Origin of the sequence: Rhizomicrobium palustre, assembly GCF_011761565.1 — a bacterium.
Taxonomy (GTDB): domain Bacteria; phylum Pseudomonadota; class Alphaproteobacteria; order Micropepsales; family Micropepsaceae; genus Rhizomicrobium; species Rhizomicrobium palustre.
In genome coordinates this window covers 1373374-1386352 of sequence record NZ_JAASRM010000001.1, presented here as the reverse complement: position 1 = coordinate 1386352, position 12979 = coordinate 1373374, and the positions used below count along the sequence as shown (strand labels likewise).

14 protein-coding genes are annotated in these 12979 nt (G+C 60.9%); 3 read left to right on the top strand and 11 right to left on the bottom strand.

The features are described 5' to 3' along the window. Positions 1 to 101 precede the first annotated feature (101 nt). The 4 genes from FHS83_RS06230 to ftsE all read right to left on the bottom strand — a co-directional run bounded on the left by FHS83_RS06230 (position 102) and on the right by ftsE (position 3060). Positions 102 to 818: a 1-acyl-sn-glycerol-3-phosphate acyltransferase gene (locus tag FHS83_RS06230; RefSeq protein ID WP_208414252.1), complete on the bottom strand. Its 717-nt coding sequence runs from the start codon at positions 816 to 818 to the stop codon at positions 102 to 104. 12 nt (positions 819 to 830) lie between these two features. Continuing rightward, the gene (locus FHS83_RS06225; protein WP_167081939.1) at positions 831 to 1397 is read right to left on the bottom strand and encodes an ElyC/SanA/YdcF family protein; all 567 of its coding nucleotides are present in this window, start codon (positions 1395 to 1397) and stop codon (positions 831 to 833) included. Positions 1398 to 1507: 110 nt separating this feature from the next. Further along, entirely contained in the window at positions 1508 to 2392 is an 885-nt protein-coding gene (locus tag FHS83_RS06220; protein ID WP_167081937.1) for a cell division protein FtsX, read from the bottom strand. Beyond that, a complete protein-coding gene (gene ftsE / locus FHS83_RS06215) occupies positions 2389 to 3060 on the bottom strand; it encodes a cell division ATP-binding protein FtsE (protein ID WP_167081935.1) in 672 nt (223 codons plus the stop codon). The genes FHS83_RS06220 and ftsE overlap by 4 nt, the downstream gene beginning before the upstream one ends. Before the next feature lie 112 nt (positions 3061 to 3172). On the opposite strand from ftsE, the gene FHS83_RS06210 reads away from it, so the two are divergent. After that, the gene (locus tag FHS83_RS06210; RefSeq protein WP_167085305.1) at positions 3173 to 3916 is read left to right on the top strand and encodes a zinc-ribbon domain-containing protein; all 744 of its coding nucleotides are present in this window, start codon (positions 3173 to 3175) and stop codon (positions 3914 to 3916) included. Beyond that, positions 3916 to 4434: a phosphoribosyltransferase gene (locus tag FHS83_RS06205; protein WP_167081933.1), complete on the top strand. Its 519-nt coding sequence runs from the start codon at positions 3916 to 3918 to the stop codon at positions 4432 to 4434. Before FHS83_RS06210 ends, FHS83_RS06205 begins: the two co-directional genes overlap by 1 nt. Positions 4435 to 4491: 57 nt before the next feature. On the opposite strand, the gene FHS83_RS06200 is transcribed toward FHS83_RS06205, so the two are convergent. Genes FHS83_RS06200 through argH form a run of 4 tightly spaced genes read right to left on the bottom strand, consistent with a single transcriptional unit; the run spans position 4492 to position 9636 of the window. Next, the gene (locus FHS83_RS06200; protein WP_167081931.1) at positions 4492 to 6882 is read right to left on the bottom strand and encodes a TIGR02302 family protein; all 2391 of its coding nucleotides are present in this window, start codon (positions 6880 to 6882) and stop codon (positions 4492 to 4494) included. Beyond that, on the bottom strand, positions 6833 to 8098 hold the full coding sequence (lysA, locus tag FHS83_RS06195) for a diaminopimelate decarboxylase (RefSeq protein ID WP_167081928.1): 1266 nt from the start codon (positions 8096 to 8098) through the stop codon (positions 6833 to 6835). The genes FHS83_RS06200 and lysA overlap by 50 nt, the downstream gene beginning before the upstream one ends. Positions 8099 to 8101: 3 nt before the next feature. After that, positions 8102 to 8257: a hypothetical protein gene (locus FHS83_RS06190; protein WP_167081926.1), complete on the bottom strand. Its 156-nt coding sequence runs from the start codon at positions 8255 to 8257 to the stop codon at positions 8102 to 8104. Next, a complete protein-coding gene (argH, locus tag FHS83_RS06185) occupies positions 8254 to 9636 on the bottom strand; it encodes an argininosuccinate lyase (RefSeq protein WP_208414251.1) in 1383 nt (460 codons plus the stop codon). Before argH ends, FHS83_RS06190 begins: the two co-directional genes overlap by 4 nt. Before the next feature lie 9 nt (positions 9637 to 9645). Between argH and FHS83_RS06180 the strand changes: the two genes are divergently transcribed. Then, positions 9646 to 10221 carry a redoxin family protein gene (locus FHS83_RS06180; RefSeq protein WP_167081924.1) on the top strand — a complete coding sequence of 192 codons (576 nt, stop codon included), beginning with the start codon at positions 9646 to 9648 and terminating at the stop codon, positions 10219 to 10221. A gap of 31 nt (positions 10222 to 10252) precedes the next feature. Here the strand turns inward: FHS83_RS06180 and FHS83_RS06175 are convergent, their stop codons facing one another. The 3 genes from FHS83_RS06175 to FHS83_RS06165 all read right to left on the bottom strand — a co-directional run bounded on the left by FHS83_RS06175 (position 10253) and on the right by FHS83_RS06165 (position 12876). Next, the gene (locus tag FHS83_RS06175) at positions 10253 to 11128 is read right to left on the bottom strand and encodes a 3-hydroxybutyryl-CoA dehydrogenase (RefSeq protein ID WP_167081922.1); all 876 of its coding nucleotides are present in this window, start codon (positions 11126 to 11128) and stop codon (positions 10253 to 10255) included. 69 nt (positions 11129 to 11197) lie between these two features. Then, positions 11198 to 12130, bottom strand: a complete 933-nt coding sequence (locus FHS83_RS06170; RefSeq protein WP_167081920.1) for an electron transfer flavoprotein subunit alpha/FixB family protein — start codon at positions 12128 to 12130, stop codon at positions 11198 to 11200. Next, positions 12130 to 12876 carry an electron transfer flavoprotein subunit beta/FixA family protein gene (locus FHS83_RS06165; protein WP_167081918.1) on the bottom strand — a complete coding sequence of 249 codons (747 nt, stop codon included), beginning with the start codon at positions 12874 to 12876 and terminating at the stop codon, positions 12130 to 12132. Before FHS83_RS06165 ends, FHS83_RS06170 begins: the two co-directional genes overlap by 1 nt. Between the last annotated feature and the right edge of the window lie 103 nt (positions 12877 to 12979).

The window sequence follows — 12979 nt, the reverse complement described above, 5'->3', positions numbered from 1 at the left end:
CACGATACGAGGACGGGTTGAAGAAATACCAACCGCCTGCCGTGAACTCAAGATTTGCCCAGGATAGGGTCTAATGCTTACGTAACCCTGTTTTTCCTAGATTACCGGGCGAGAAGGTAGCTGCCTTCCGCGATCAACGCATTGGTCGCAGTCTCGATCCGTTCCTGCAACTCCTTCATGAATTCCGCCCTTTTTAGCCCCGCCGGAATAGGGGTGAGGAATTCAATCACGATGGTGCCCTTGCGCTTGGTAAAGCCTTCCCAGAACTGGCCGGAATTGAGTGCCACCGGCACGCAAGGCAGCGCAAAAAGGGCGTAAAGCCCCGCAACACCTGGCTTATAATCTGGGACATCCCCTGGACGCATCCGGTGCCCTTCGGGGAAGATTGCGATCGGACGTCCGGCGGCGATCACCGGCTTAGATTCCGCCGTCATCCGGCGCAGGGCCGAAGCCCCGCCTGCGCGATCCACCGAGATCACGCCTGCCTTCTTGATGTACCAGCCATAGAAGGGGATTTTCAAAAGCTCGCGCTTAACCACGATGCAGACGTCATTGAGCAGCATGTAGAGCGCTAGCGTATCCCACATGCTCATATGCTTGGCCGCAACCAGCACTGCGCCTTTGGGGATCTCGCCGCGCACTTCGTAATCGCAGCCTGCGATCCATTTCAGACCCCAGAACATCACCCGGCTCCATCTCTGGGAGGCGCGCACCATCACCATGCGCGGCAGGATCAAGGCGGGGATCACCGCGACGAACATCACCGCCGAAACAGCGGCAAAGAAAACCATGAAGAGGAGAGAGCGCAAGAAGGTCACGAATGCATCGCTTCAAAGGGCGGCGTGAGAGTCAGCCAGCGGTTTTGTCCGGTCAAGATCGGGTTCAAGCCCGGCAGAGGTCATAATGCGCACAGCCAGGAATTTCCAATATTCGCTATGCAGCGCCTTGAGGTTGCGCGGAAAGCCACGGCGTCCATCGGTATCGACCGGATAAGGGACGACCTTCACATCCGGCATCACATCATGAAACTCGAGCAGGCTGCGCGGCATGTGATAGCGCGACGTGACAAGAATGATCCGGCGATAACGGTGAAACCGCGTCCAGGCGGCGGCTTCCTTGGCATTTCCGAAGGTGTTTTCGGCGGCATAGCCGAGATCGGCGCAGCAATCAAAGCGGCGGCGGCCATGTACAATCCGTTTGAGATCGGTCTTGGTGGTCTGGGTGTTGACACCCGAGATCAAGAGCCGTTCGCCCGCGCCGCGTTCGAATAGTGTCACCGCAGCGTCAAGGCGAAGTCCCCCGCCAGTCAACGCAACAATCCCGTCGACATCCGGCACATGTTTTGGAGTTTGCGGGAGATTGGCTGCGAAGAGGATGAAGCCTCCCGCATACGCCACGATTCCCAAAAACAAGAGCCACTTCAGCAATGAGGCCTCACCCCGTCAACGCTGCGCCGGATAATGCTCTGGCCGGGCCGAGAGGAAAAGACCCGGCATGCCGTCTTTGGCTAATGCAAGGCCCGCAAAGCCGCTAAAACCGAAAGCCGTGCGGTCAGCAATGCGATCACACCCGCCGCCGCCGGAACAGCAAAGAACCACAACAATTCGATCGGCTGCAGCGTAATCGGCGGCAGGAAGGGCACAGCCTCATAGCCGACCGATTGCAGCCCGCCCGCAAGCGCAAAGGCGAGTGCCGCGAAAGCCGCGCCCGCGCCTGCCGCCAAAAGGGTAGCGCGGAAATAGTGCCACTCGAAAGCATTGGCCACAAAGCCTGACCGGGCACCCATCTGGTGGAGCAGCTCCACCATCTCATGATGAGCCTCTAGCCCCGCGCGTGTCGCGAAGGCGACGGTCGCCGCGGTTGCCACTGCGATCAGGAACAGAATGCCGTAAGCTGACCAGACCAGGGTGGAGGCGAGATCATGCAACCTGGCGATCCAGCGGCTGTGGTCGTCCACCACCGCATGAGGGGCGGCGAGCTTCATTTGCGCGGCAAGAGATTTCACGTCCAAGATGGCGCCAGGCGCGATATCCGCATCGATCAATTGTGGAAGCGGTAAATCGGCCACAAGCGCATCCGCACCAAGCCAGGGCTTGATGAGATTGGCTTGCTCGGCTTCCGAAAGCGGCGCGGCATGGGCAATGCCTGGGGTGGCGCGCAGAACGGAAAGCGCGGCTTCTGTTTCCTTGGCAAGATCGCCGCGCGGATCGGTGCTATCCGGCACCATCACCTGCACCGTGATCTTACTGGAAAGCCCTTGGCTCCAGCCTTCCGCGGCCCGGTTCGCTACCAGCGACGCACCAAAAGCCAGCGCTGCCAGAAACGCCATCACCGCAATGACCACATCTAGCGGCGCGGCACCCTTGGTCTGGGGCATCAAGCGGCTATTCATGGCCGGGGCATCCGCAGTTCGACGAGCCGCCCGTCGACCAAGCGCAATTCGCGTGCCCGCGCGGTCTCCACAATATTGCGATCATGAGTGGCGATAAGCACGGTGGTACCCAAACGGTTGAGCTCGGCGAAAAGCCGGATGATCCGGGCGCCGATTTCGGGGTCGACATTGCCGGTCGGCTCGTCCGCGATAAGAAGGTCTGGCTTGGCGACCACCGCGCGGGCAATGGCGACACGCTGCTGCTCGCCGCCCGAAAGGGTAGCTGGAATGGCCTTCATACGGTCGCCGAGGCCAACCCAGACCAAAAGCTCCTCCACATCGCTCGCATATTCGGCGGGTTTGCGCCCGGCGATCCGCAAAGGCAGGGCCACATTGTCGAAGGCGGAAAGGTGGTCAATCAGGCGGAAATCCTGGAAAACCACGCCGATCCGCCGCCGCAAAGCGGGCAGGGCGCCACGCTTGGCGGTCGCAAGATCGTGCCCAAACAAGGTGATAAGCCCGCGCGAAGGTGGCTCCACCACGGAAATAAGTTTCAAAAGTGTTGTCTTGCCGGCCCCGGATAAACCAGTCAGAAAGGTGAAGGAGCCTGCCTCCAGCACGAATGTCACGTCCCGGAGTACCTCCGGGCCCGCGCCATAGCGCATGCCGACATTTTCGAAGCGAACCATAGCCGGACCATAGCCTTAGCGTGGGACGGTTACGAGACTTTCAGTCTCGTGCGGTACAACACCTTGCGGCCACCCCATATCGCCGCCTATTTTCGCACTGGGACCGTACGCAATGATCTTAACCTGTCCGGCATGCACCACACGCTATGAGGTCGATGCGGCCAAGTTTCCGGCTGCCGGTCGTAATGTGCGCTGCGTGAAATGCAGTCATGTCTGGCATGCCATGCCGGAAAGCGAAGAGGATCCTGATTCCATCTTTGCCGCGCCGGAGCCGGTCGCCCGCCAGCCTGAGCCTGAGCCCACCCCGCGCGGCCCACAAATCCGTACGCCGGAAATACGCGACCCAGAGCCGCAGGACGATGACGCGGCTGGGCATGATCAAGCTAGCGCTGCGCCGAAAGCTGAGCCCTGGTACACCAAAAAGACCTTTGTGACGGCAGGCTGGGGTGCGCTCGGTGTTTTTGTTCTCTTGATTGGCATTGTCGGGGTGGGTTTTCGCCACACGGTTGTCGATCTGTGGCCGAAATCGGCCAGTTTGTATAGCCACCTGGGCCTGAAGGCGGCGCAAGCAGGCCTCAAGCTCGCCGAAACCCGCACACGCGAAGCCGCGCAAAACGGTCAGGTCGTCTTGACGGTGAGCGGGGCGGTGACCAATGTGACGGATCGAGAACTGCCGGTACCGCAGATTCGCGTGGGATTGGTCGATCGCGACAAGCGCGAGCTCTATCACTGGACGGTTGCACCGCACGTCCTGGTGCTGAAGCCAGGCCAATCCACTCAATTTGAGACCCGGCTGTCGAACCCGCCCCAAGGGGCGTCAAACTACGAAATCCGATTTGCGAAAGCTGGAGAGTAATGCGCCCTACAGTACTTTTTTCTGAGGAAGTTATCGCCGAACGCGTCAAAGCGATTGCCAAGGAGATTGCCCAAGGTCCGGCCGTGCCGCATCTGGCCACGCCGATCCTCGTCGGCGCTTATGTCTTTGCAGCCGATCTTTTGCGCGCATTGGCCAATGAAGGCATTTCGATCCCGACGGAGTTTCTCTGGCTGCGTTCCTATGTTGGCCGTCAGGCGGAAAAGAACGTTAAAGTTCTCATTCCGCCAAATGAGAATTTCCAGGGCAAGAATGTGCTGCTGATCGATGGCGTCCTTGACGGCGGCCACACCATCGCCAAGGCCCGTGAGCTGGTGAAGGAATATGGCGCCGCGAACGTGATCTCGGCCGTGGTGGTGGACAAGGAATTACCGACCGCTGTCGAAAAGGCAGACTTCGCCTGCTTCAAAGGCTGCCAGGAATTCATCGTCGGCTATGGCATGGACGAAGCCGGCAATCACCGCGCTCTTCCTTACATCGCCAAAATGGACGAGGAATAGAGCGCTTAACCGCTTACCTAGTGCGCCATGGCCGGGCACGTCCCGGCCATTTTGCTTTTAAAACTGCTTCAAGAGCCGGTCGATATAATCGAGTTCTTCTTTCGAGCGGCCCTGCTGTCCTGCGCGTTTGCGCAATTCGAGCAGGATATCGCGGGCCCGCTGCAACACTTGTGCGTCGGGGATTTTTACATCGCTGCCGCCGCGACCAGTATTGCCGGTGTTGCGGCCGAGCGGGTCCTTGCCCTTTGCTTGGTTTTGGCCTTGACCCGCAGCTTTGGCGACAGCTTCCGCGCCTTTGCTGAGCTCTTCCAGAACGTATTTCTGTAAGGTCGTGGCGCGAGGGATGTCGCCCATGCCGAGCGCCTTTTGCGCCTCGTCCATCAGCTTGCCGGCCTTGTCGAAATTTTGCTGGCCGGGGGATTTCTTCAGCCTGCCCTTAAGCCCATCAAGTTCGTTCTTGAGCTGGCCTTGTTGCTGAGAAAGACCTTTAGCGCCGCCATCTTTGGGGTCGCCGCCGCCGCTGCCTTGCCGGAAAGTCTTATCCAGCAGCGCGCGCTGCTTGCCCATCAATTCGCCAAGGCCTTGCAGGGCTTGGTTGGCAGCCGGATCGCCGCCCATGCCTTGACCACCCTGGCCTTGCCCGCCCGCCACTTGCGCGTTTTCAAGCAGGCTCTGCAGCATGGCGAGAAGCTGCATGGCGCGCAGGCGATCTCCGCTTTGGCTAAGGGCCTCAATCGCCTTCATTAAGGCGGCAAGATCGTCAGCTCCCATCACCTTGGCATTGGGATCAGGCGGGGCGCCGTTTTCGGGTGCGTTGCGCGCCAGGGCCGCAAGATACTGCTGCATCATTTCCTGATAGCGCTTCAGCATCGCGTCGATGTCTTCTTGCGGTGCGCCCTCTGCCATCATCTGCATGATTGCGGCTTGCATCCGGCGAAGCTGCTCCGCCATTGAAAGAAGTCCGCCTTGTTCCAGGCTGACGGCGATCTGCCAGAGCAGATCTTCAATGCGGGTGAGGTCTTCGCGGCTATATGCCCCCATAGTGGAGCGATAGGCGGAACGGATGCCGAGATAGACCGAAGGCTTGCCCTCGAAGAACATCTCCGGCGCATAGGTCAGCGCATCCAGCGTCTTGGCGACGCGCGATTTGCCTGCAAAGCTTTCCATGGCGAGGATCTGGCGCTGTTCGATCAGGGCGCGGGCCATGGGATCGGTGAATACCCGCGCCGGCAAGCGGAATGTCACCGTCTGGCTTGTAGCCTTGTTGCCCGCCGCATCGCGCGCTTCCAAGGTGATATCGACCAGAAGTCCGGCATAGGGATGTTCCGTCAAATCGCGAAAGCTCGAGGCCACGACGGGCTTCGCCGAACGCTCAGGGATTTGCAGATCGAAAACCAGCGGCTCGCCGGGTTTGCCATGTGGGGTGATGATGGCGCGCGCGGCTGTGACGCCATAGTCATCGCTGGTGGCATAAGTCAGTTTCAGCGCTTGGCGCTCGGTAGCTTCTGGTTTTCCTGCAAAGGCGATGGTCGGCGGTTTGTCGGGGATCACTGTCACGCGCCAGCTGCCGATGGTGTGCCCTCCTGCGCGCACGCGGATGCGATCGGTTTCCATAAGCTTGGCGCTACCGGCATATTCGCCTTTGCCGCCTTGGAATTCGACCTCATCCAAGGTCGTAGAGGGACGGTGATCCGCGCCATGGACGCGTAGATTCAGCACCGACCCCGCGGGCACGCTAACGCGCGCCTCCCGCCCAAGATAAACGGAAGGTTGGCCTGTATAGGCGGGCGGCTCGATCCAGGCATCCAGTGTGGCAAGCACGCCGGGATTGGGCGTGAAGATGCTTTCGATGCGGCTCTGCCAGTCTTTCCCCGCAACGAAAAAGCCGATCACGACCAGGATGACGACGCCAAAGCGCAAGCCTCTGGGGTCTTCACGGGGCAGGGAAGATTTCGGCAGTTTCAGCTTAAGCCGCGCCAGCCCGGCAAGGCGTGCTTTTAAGTGAGCCCGCCAAAGTTCCTCTGCCCAGGCATCGCCCGCGCCCGCGGCGAGTTCATCATCGGCCTCTGAGATCGGGCGGTGCACCAGCGAACTATCTTGCTCAAGCCGGCGGGCGCCGTCTTCCCAGCGCGGAAAAACGAAATGCTCGAGATTGAAATAGAAGCTCAAGGCTAGCCCAGTGGTCAGGCAGGCCAAGATCAGCGCATGGAGGGGCCAAGCAAGCGGGATGAAGGCACCAAAAAGTCCCGCCGTAAGCACCAGACCGGCGATGCCAATCGCCGGCCATAATGCAGGCCAGACCCGTTCGAAAGCCAGAATTGCGCGCGCCAAGCCGACAAAGCGCTGGACGCGTTTGTCCCAGCCCTTATTGCCTGAGCCCTTCTTGTCCGATCCCTTTTTACCCGATCCAGGCCGGAATTCGGTCGGAAGCGTAAAGCGCGTCATCATCCATCCGCGGCCGAACCACGGCCCACTCATCCCCCTTTACCAGCACTTCCGGGGCCAGGGGTCTGGCATTGTAGGCCGATGCCATCACCGCGCCATAGGCGCCTGCAGCCAAAATCGCGACCAGATCGTCGGATTTGAGCACGGGCAGGGCGCGGTCGGCACCAAAGATGTCCGAGGTTTCACACACCGGCCCCACTACGTCATAGCGGGACCAAGGTGCGTCAGCCGCCGGCGCCTTCACCGCCACGATCTCATGATAGGCGTCATACATCGCAGGGCGGATAAGATCGTTCATCCCCGCATCGACAATGAGGAAGTTCTTGTCCTCGCCGCTCTTGGCATAGATGACGCGGGTGACGAGCACGCCAGCATTGGCAACAATCACGCGCCCCGGCTCGAAAATCATCTGGGCGCCGGTTTCCTTCACGACCTTCGCCGCGAGCGCGCCATAGGCCGCCGGATCTGGTGGAGGCACATTGTCGTTGCGATAGGGAACGCCAAGCCCGCCGCCGACATCAATGCGCGAAATGGTATGGCCCGCCGCGCGCAGGCTCTTGGTCAGAGCGGTGATGCGGTCGAAGGCGGCGGCGAAAGGCGCAAGATCGGTGATCTGGCTGCCGATATGCACGTCAATGCCGCAAACATCGATATTCGGAAGTTTCGCCGCCGCCGCATAGGCTTCTTCCACCTTCGCCCATGGCACGCCGAATTTGGTTTCGGAATGGCCGGTCGAGATTTTGGCATGCGTCAGTGCATCAACGTCCGGGTTTACGCGAAAGGCGATTGGTGCTTTCACGCCGAGCGAGGCAGCCACGTCATTCAGGGCGAAAAGTTCCGGCTCGCTTTCGACATTGAATTGGAAGATGCCGGATTTGAGGGCCAACGCCATTTCGGTTTTGGTTTTGCCAACACCGGAAAAAACGATCTTCTCCGCCGCGATGCCTGCCGCCAAAGCCTTCTTCAATTCGCCGCCGGAGACGACATCGGCGCCCGCGCCCATCGCGGCGAGCGTCTTCAGCACCGCCAGATTGCCATTGGCCTTCACCGAAAAGGCGACCAGCGAATCCTTCGGCAAGGATTGCGAGAAGACCTTGTAATGGCGCTCCAGCGTGGCGCTGGAATAGCAATAAAAGGGCGTGCCGACCTCTTTGGCGATGGCGGCAAGGCTGACATCTTCGGCGCACAAAACGCCGTCTTTGTATTGGAAATGATTCATCGGTCAGAGTGGCGAAGATGGCTGGGAAGGATTGCGTTCGCCCTTTTTTGTGGGCTGAGCATTGGGCTTTTCGAGCTCGTCTTTGACACCGCAGCCAGCCAGCGGTGCGGTGATCGACAAAGCGAAAATCGCGGCCAGGACAAGGCGCAGCTTTTTCATTTCAGCTTCTCCCGCCAGAAGAAGATTTGTTCCTTCACCCGGTCGGGCGCGGTGCCGCCATAGCTCATGCGCGCCGCAACCGAGGCTTCCACGCTCAATACCTTCAGCACATCTTCAGTGATGGCGGGCTCAACGGCTTGCATTTCCGAAAGCGGCAGCTTGTCGAGATCGACGCCCAGCTCTTCGGCGCGTTTGACGATGGAGCCGGTGATGTGATGCGCCTCGCGGAAAGGCTTGCCGCAATTCTGCACCAGCCAGTCGGCAAGATCGGTAGCGGTGGGGTAGCCTGCATTCGCCAGCGCGCGCATGCGTTCCGGCTGCGCTTTCAGATCCGCGAACATGCCGGCCATCACGGCGAGCGAGATCTCCAGCGTATCCGCTGCATCGAAGACGCGTTCCTTGTCTTCCTGAAGGTCGGTGCCATAGGCGAGCACCAAACCCTTCACCGTCGTCGCCAGCGCCACGAAATCACCCAGCACCCGTCCGGTCTTGCCGCGCACCAGCTCGGCCGCATCAGGATTGCGCTTTTGCGGCATGATCGAAGAGCCGGTGGTGAATTGGTCGGAGAGCTTCACAAAGCCGAAGCCCGGCGAGCACCACTGCACGATTTCACCGGCAAGCTTCGACAGATGCGTCGCGCAAATGGAGGCCGCGGCGAGATATTCGAGCGCGAAATCCCGCGCCGACACGCCATCGAGCGAATTGCGCATGGCGCGAACGAAGCCGAGGCCCTTGGCGGTGTAATCGCGATCGATGGGGAAGGGCGTTCCGGCCAGCGCCGCCGAGCCCAGCGGGCACTCGTTCAGCCGCTTGGAGGCATCGGCGAAGCGGCCGCGGTCGCGCGCGAACATTTCCACATAAGCGAGCAGGTGATGAGCAAAGGTCACCGGCTGAGCCGACTGCATATGGGTGAAGCCAGGCATGATGGTGGTGATGTTGGCTTCGGCCTGTTTGAACAGCGCCTGCTGCAAGGCATCCAGCCCTTCATCGGCGCGCTGGCAAGCGGCGCGGACCCAAAGGCGGAAATCGGTGGCCACCTGATCATTGCGCGAGCGCGCCGTGTGCAGCCGTCCAGCGGCAGGTCCGGCAAGTTCGGCGAGGCGCGATTCGATGTTGAGGTGGATGTCTTCCAGCGCGCGCTTGAATTCGAAAGTCCCGGCCTTGATCTCGCCCGCAATGGTGTCGAGCCCGGTCAGGATCGCGTCCATATCGGCTTTGGAGATGATGCCCTGGGCTGCCAGCATCCGCGCATGGGTGCGCGATCCGGCCAAATCCTGTTCAGCCAGACGTTGGTCGAAGCCAATGGACGGGGTAAACTCTTCCATGATCTTCGCTGGGCCGCCCTCAAAGCGGCCGCCCCACATTTTATTCGCTACCATGAGATGCCCGTGACCAAGCCACGCCTCCTCGTTCTCGTAATCCTCGGCGGCGTGCTGCTGCTCAGCGTTCTATATTGGAAGATGGGCCCAAATGGAAAGGCAGAGGCGTCACTTGGGGCGCCGCCGGCAGCGCTTACCCCCTTCAAGCTGGCGAAAACCCCGGTCGCCGTGCCTGCGGTCGCCTTTGCTGGGGCAGGCGGCGCCGTCCAGACCTTAAGCGCCTATAAGGGCAAGGTCGTGCTTCTCAACCTTTGGGCGCCCTGGTGCGGGCCTTGCGTCAAGGAACTTCCGGCGCTTGCGGCGCTGCAAAAAGCGATTCCGGCAGAAAAGTTTGTGGTGGTCCCGGTGGATGTCAGCCGTGATGCCCAGCCCGACGCTGCAGCCTTCCTGAAATCCCACGGCGTCGCCACGCTTCCGGCCTATGTCGATTCCAATGCCGCCGTGATCCGCACCTTTGGTGCCGTAGGCCTGCCCATGACCATTCTGATTGGCAAGGACGGCCGCGAGATCGGCCGCGCCGAGGGCGCTCCTGACTGGAGCAATCCAGAGGTTGTCGCCTGGATCAAAGCCGTGGCGGAAGGCTGATTGCGGTCAGCCCATCACCGCGTCGGGCTGATTACCGTGTAGGGACTGGGTGCTCGCTGCGGTAATCGTAGAAACCGCGGCCGGTTTTGCGGCCCAGCCAGCCCGCTTCGACATATTTCACCAGGAGCGGGCAGGGGCGGTATTTGGAATCTGCGAGGCCCTCATACAGCACCTGCATCACCGCGAGGCAGGTGTCGAGGCCGATGAAATCGGCAAGCTGCAGCGGCCCCATGGGATGATTGGCGCCGAGCCGCATGGCGGTATCGATGGCTTCCACATTCGCGACACCCTCATAGAGGGTGTAGACCGCCTCATTGATCATCGGCAGCAGAATGCGGTTGACGATAAAGGCTGGGAAATCCTCGGCATAGGCGGCGGTTTTGCCGATCCGCTTCACGATTTCCAGCGCCGCCTGATAGGTCGAATCATCGGTGGCAATGCCACGGATCACTTCGACGAGTTGCATCACCGGCACCGGATTCATGAAATGCAGGCCGATGAACTGCTCGGGACGATCGGTGGAGGAGGCCAGCCGCGTTACGGAGATGGAGGAGGTATTGGAGGCGAGCAGCGCCCCCTTCTTCAGATGCGGGCAGAGCTCCTTATAGATCGAGCGTTTCAAATGCTCGTCCTCGAAGGCGGTCTCGATGACGAGATCGCGGTCGCCCATGGACTCGAAGCCAACCGTGGTCGTGATCCGGCCAAGCGCAGTCTCGATCTGCGTATCGGTCACCACGCCCTTGGCCTGCTGGCGGCCCATATTCTTGCGGATCAGCGCCAAGGATTTGGGAAGCTGGTCGCCGTTGATGTCTTCCAGAAGCACGTCGTATCCGGCCAGCGCCAAGACATGGGCAATACCGCTGCCCATTTGGCCTGCGCCGATCACTCCGATGCGTTCGATAGTCATGCTCTTCCCCGTTTGGAGCGCGCCCCGGCCAATTCGACACCGGTTACCCTAGCTACGCCCTTGGTTCAATCACTTGCCCAGCGCCAGTTCCAATTCCGGCAGGGCCTGAAACAGGTCGGCAACAAGTCCGTAATCGGCGATTCCGAAGATAGGCGCCTCCTCGTCCTTGTTGATGGCGACGATCACCTTGGCGTCCTTGATGCCGGCAAGGTGTTGAATTGCCCCGGAAATCCCCAAGGCGAGATAAAGATCAGGGGCGACGGATTGGCCCGTTTGGCCGATCTGGCAGGCATTGGCGGCAAAGCCCGCGTCCACCGCCGCCCGGCTTGCCCCAACGGCCGCCCCTAATTTATCGGCGATCCGTTCCAGATGGTGGAAATTCTCGGCCGTATGAAGGCCCCTGCCGCCTGCGACCACAATCTTGGCGCTTGAAAGCTCCGGCCGCCCGCTTAAGGCGGGGGTTTCGTCCAGAAATTCCGAAAGGCCGGGATCAGCGGCGGGTGGGATGGAGACCATCAGAGCCGCTCCCCCACTGGGGGCTGGCGCGAAGGCGCTCACCCGGACGGTAAGCACCTTTTTGCCGTCCGGCGCAGCGACGGTTTCGATCACGCTCCCGGCATAGGCGGGCCGTTCGAAATGATCCGGGGACAAGATCCGGGTGACATCCGAGATTTGCGGCACGTCCAAAAGGGCGGCGACCCGGGGCAGGATGTTCTTGCCGTTCGCTGTGGCAGGCGCCAGCACCGAGGCATAACCGCTGGCCAATGACAGGATCAGCATGGCGACGGGCTCGGCCAGCATATGGGCATAGCGCGGATCATCGGCCACCACGACGGTGTCGACACCCTGCAGCAGCACGGCCTCATCGGCAGCTCCGCCGCACCCAGAGCCTGCGATCAGCACATGCACCGGCTCGCCCAGATGCCGGGCAGCCGTCACCGCACGCGCGGTGGCTTCGCTGAGGGTACTATTGTTGTGTTCGGCCAAAACGAGGCTCGCCATCAGAGCACCCGCGCTTCGTGTAGCTTATCGATCAGCTCGGCGACGGAGCCGACTTTGATCCCGCCAGCCCGGCGGGGCGGTTCCTTCACCGAGATGGTCTTCAGCCGCGGGCGCACATCCACCCCATAATCGGCGGGCGTTTTCTCCGCGACCAGTTTTTTGCGCGCCTTCATCATGTTGGGTAACGAGGCATAGCGCGGCTCGTTCAGTCTGAGATCGGTGGTAATCACCGCTGGTAATCGTAATTGGAGGCGCTGCAGCCCGCCATCGACCTCGCGCTCCACAATGGCGGCATCGCCCTCGACATCCAGCGCATGGGCGAAGGTGCCCTGTGCCCAGCCCATCAGGGCGGCGAGCATCTGGCCGGCTTGCCCGGCATCCTTGTCGATGGCCTGCTTGCCCGCGATCACGAGGCCGGGCTGCTCCTCCAAGCATACGCCCTTCAAAAGTTTGGCGACCGCCAGCGGTTCGACAGCCTCTCCGGTCAAAATCAACAGCGCCCGGTCCGCCCCCATAGCGAGGGCGGTACGCAGGGTTTCAGCCGCCTCTTTGGGGCCGATGGAAACCACAAGCACTTCTTCCGCCTTGCCTTTTTCTTTCAGCCGAACGGCTTCCTCGACGGCGATTTCGTCGAAGGGGTTCATGCTCATTTTGACATTGGCAAGGTCTATACCGCTCTGGTCCGCCTTGATCCGGACCTTCACGTTGTAATCGACCGCCCGCTTTACGGGCACCAGGACCTTCATGTGTTTCCCAGATCGAATGACGAGCCAGCGAGCGCTCGGCTGCTCGTTCGGCAAACGCTAGAAGGGGGGGCGCGTCCTGTCAACGAAGCCGCCCTGCCTCTGC